Here is a 2,738-nt window from a genome sequence, read left to right on the forward strand (position 1 = left end):
CAACAAAAAATTTTAAACACCGGGGGGTTGGGGGGTGGGGGCGGGGGGGTGGGGTGGGGGTGGGGGTTAGGTGGTTAGGGCGTTGTGGAGGGCGGAGGGGAGGTCGGGGTGGCGGTAGGTGAAACCGGCGCGGGCGAGGGCGCCGGGTAGCACCCGGGAGCTGGAGAGCGCCTCCACGGAGAACCCGCCGAGCACGATCTTCAGCGCCAGCGCGGGGATCGGCATGATCGCCGGCCGGTGCAGCTGCCGGGCCAGCTCCCTGGTGAACTCCGCGTTGGTCACCGGGGCCGCACCGACCACGTTTACCGGTCCGGCCACGTCCTCGCGTTCCAGCACGAACGCCACCGCGTTCAGGAAATCGACCATCGACAGGCACGGCCACCACTGCCGGCCGCCGCCCAACTTGCCGGAGACGCCCAGCCGCATCGGCAGCAACTGCGGCTTGAGCATCCCGCCGTCGCGGTGCAACGGCAGCCCGATGCGCAGGCGTACCACCCGTACGTCGGCGTCCTCGGCCGGCCGGGTGGCCGCCTCCCAGACCCGGCACACGTCGGAGAGGAAGCCCTCGCCGGCCGGCGCGTCCTCCTCCACGGCCCGATCACCGGTGTCGCCGTACCAACCCACGGCCGACGAGTTGAGCAGCGTCTTCGGCCGGTCCTGCCCGGGCAGACCCGCGATGGTGATGGCCAGCGTGGTGGTCGAGTCCACCCGGCTGCTCCGGATCAGCTGCCGGTACTCGTCGTTCCACCGCCGGTCGCCCACGCCCGCGCCGGCCAGGTTGACCACCGCGTCGGCGTCGGCCACCACGGCCGGGTCGAGCTGCGCCGCGGACGGGTTCCACTGCCGCTCGTCCGGGGTGCGTGGCGGGCGGCGGACCAACCGGGTGACCTGGTGCCCGTCGGCGGTGAACCGGTCGACCAGCCGGGTGCCGAGGAAGCCGGACGCGCCGGCCATGAGGATCCGCATGACCCTATCTTCGGGTACGCGCGGCGAACCTGACACGTCGAGCCGCTAACGACCGCCTCACATCACCGGAGTCGGTCGCAGGTCGGCGAGGTGACGCTCCACCTCGGCGAACGCGTCGGCGGGGAGTAGGCCGAGCGCCAGCGTCGCGAAGTTCTCCTGCGCCTGCGCCACCGTCCGGGCCCCCGGGATCGGCACCGTGCGCCGGCTGCGGGCCAGCAGCCAGCCCAGCGCGCCCTGCGCGAGGGTACGGCCGTCGGCGGTCAGCGCGGCGCGGACCTGTTCGACCCGGGCCGCCCACTCGGGCGTCGGTCGGCCGTCGGTGAACCAGACCAGCCACTCCGGCGTCGACCCGCGCACGTCGTCGCGGCCGAGCGTCCGCTGTGCACCGGTGAGCAGCCCCATCGCGAGCGGCCCGCGGTTCAGGGCGGCCAGGTCGTACGCGTCGCAGACCGCCAGCATCGGCGCGTTGTCCCGCAGCACCGACTGGTCGTGCTGGATCGCGGTGCAGTGCGTACCGGCCTTCGCGAACGCCTCGGCCGAGTCCGGAGCGTCGGTGCTCCAGCCGTACGCCCGGATCTTGCCCTGGGCGACGAGATCCTCGAGCGTGTCGATCAGGTCGAGCGCGACGGGCACCGACAGTTCGTTGATGTGCAGCTGGAACAGGTCGACGTGGTCGGTGCCGAGCCGGCGAAGCGACTCCTCCAGACTCTGTACGGCGTACGCCGGGCTGGGGTCGGTGGCGAACCAGCGGCGGGTGGCCTCGTCGGCGCGGTTGCCGAACTTGGTGGCGATCACCACGCGGTCGCGGCGGCCGGCGAGCGCCCGGCCGAGGACCCGCTCGCTGTGCCCGGCGCCGTAGTTGCTGGCCGTGTCGAAGAGGGTCACCCCCGCGTCGAGCGCGGCGTGAATGGTGCGGACCGACTCGTCGTCGTCGACCTCGCCCCAGCCGAACGGCTGCCCGTCGTCGCCCCACAGCGGACCGCCGATCGCCCAGCAGCCCATGCCGATCGCGCTCACCTCGATGCCGCTGCGGCCAAGTTCCCGTGTCATCGTCATGCGCCCAGCCTTCAACCTGGAGCGCACTCCAGGTCAAGCGCTAGCCTCCGAGCATGTACGCCCCCTCCGAGGCCGCCCGGCGCAGCGGCTTCAGCCTGGACACCCTCCGCTACTACGAGAAGATCGGCCTGCTGAGCGACATCGGCCGCACCTCAGCAGGCCGGCGGGTCTTCACCGACGAAGATCTGGGCTGGCTGGTGCTGTTCCGCTGCCTGCGCGACACCGGCATGCCCATCGCCCAGATGTGCCGGTACGCCCAGCTGGCCCGCGAGGGCGAGCACACCGCCGGCGAGCGCAAGGCGCTGCTGGAGGAGCACGCCACCCGGGTCGAGGAGCAGATGCGCCTGCTCCAGCACCAGTACGACCACCTCCGCGAGAAGATCCGCTTCTACGAGGGGCCGGCCGACTCCGCCTGACCCGCGGCCGGCCGCCGGTCCGGGGCCGTGGGTGGCCGCTGGCCCCCGGCGGTGGGTGGCCGCCGGTCCGGGGCGGTGAGCGGTCGCCGACCTGGGGCCGTGGGTGGTGGCCGGCCCGGGGCGGTGAGCGGCCGCCGGCCCGGGGTCGCGGGTGGCCGCCGGCCCGGAGCCGCCCTGCGTCCCCGCCGGGTCGGATCATGTCGGCCCTTGGTCAAATCGAGGGGCGATGTAGCGTTCGAGCCGGCGCCGGTTGGGCAGGCCGGTCAGCGGGTCGGTGAGCGCCTCACCCTCGTAACGGGC

General features: G+C 73.2%; 3 protein-coding genes. 1 reads left to right on the forward strand and 2 read right to left on the reverse strand.

The annotated features are described in order from the left end of the window. Window positions 1–66: 66 nt before the first annotated feature. Window positions 67–966: a TIGR01777 family oxidoreductase gene (locus ABZS42_RS31835; RefSeq protein ID WP_355151658.1), complete on the reverse strand. Its 900-nt coding sequence runs from the start codon at window positions 964–966 to the stop codon at window positions 67–69. A 57-nt stretch (window positions 967–1,023) separates the two neighbouring features. Further along, window positions 1,024–2,022, reverse strand: coding sequence for an aldo/keto reductase (locus ABZS42_RS31840; protein ID WP_355151660.1), 999 nt, complete (start codon window positions 2,020–2,022; stop codon window positions 1,024–1,026). A 53-nt stretch (window positions 2,023–2,075) separates the two neighbouring features. Between ABZS42_RS31840 and ABZS42_RS31845 the strand changes: the two genes are divergently transcribed. Then, the gene (locus ABZS42_RS31845) at window positions 2,076–2,438 is read left to right on the forward strand and encodes a MerR family transcriptional regulator (protein ID WP_355151662.1); all 363 of its coding nucleotides are present in this window, start codon (window positions 2,076–2,078) and stop codon (window positions 2,436–2,438) included. Window positions 2,439–2,738: the final 300 nt, after the last annotated feature.

It is taken from the genome of Micromonospora sp. NPDC005367 (assembly GCF_040606825.1).
Taxonomy (GTDB): domain Bacteria; phylum Actinomycetota; class Actinomycetes; order Mycobacteriales; family Micromonosporaceae; genus Micromonospora.